General features: G+C 36.7%; 1 protein-coding gene. It reads right to left on the reverse strand.

The annotated features are described in order from the left end of the window. Window positions 1–316 (reverse strand): hypothetical protein (locus ACIR310F_RS26465; protein WP_035368641.1); only part of this gene is annotated, 316 nt, incomplete at its 3' end. Window positions 317–507 lie beyond the last annotated feature (191 nt).

The following is a 507-nucleotide window of genomic DNA, read 5'->3' on the forward strand; positions in this document are numbered from 1 at the left end:
GACTTCTGATAAGAGCAAAATCTAGTTCATCTAATTTTTTAGGTTCATAATTAATTTTTTCCTGAACTGATTTAGGAGGAGTGTCTAGTTCAGAAATAAAAGCAGAGGTTTGGATTGGATCTGAATTTTGAGATTCAGCATTACTAAGGATATACTCTAGAGTTTTTACGCAGTCCAAGAAAGATGAGATATTGCGGGCAATTACCTGTTTTGTGTGAATATTGATAATGGCATAGCCAGAACCTTCATTGACTACAGCATATTGTCCTTGCACTGTCACATAGGCGTTTGTGTCTATTCTTTTGATGTCGCTCATTTGGGGAACTAAAAAGACAACTGTTTTTTAATATACTCTAATTGGAACATGAATTGGCATAACTAGCTATTGAAACCAGGTGCAGATAAATTAAGCTCAGGACTTACGCAAAATATCTCTCAAATCCTCATTTCTCCGTGACCTCTGTGCCTGGAGTGGTTCGTTATTCCATGAATCTTGCGTAAGTCCTA

The organism is Dolichospermum circinale AWQC310F (assembly GCF_000426925.1).
Classification (GTDB): Bacteria; Cyanobacteriota; Cyanobacteriia; order Cyanobacteriales; family Nostocaceae; genus Dolichospermum; species Dolichospermum circinale.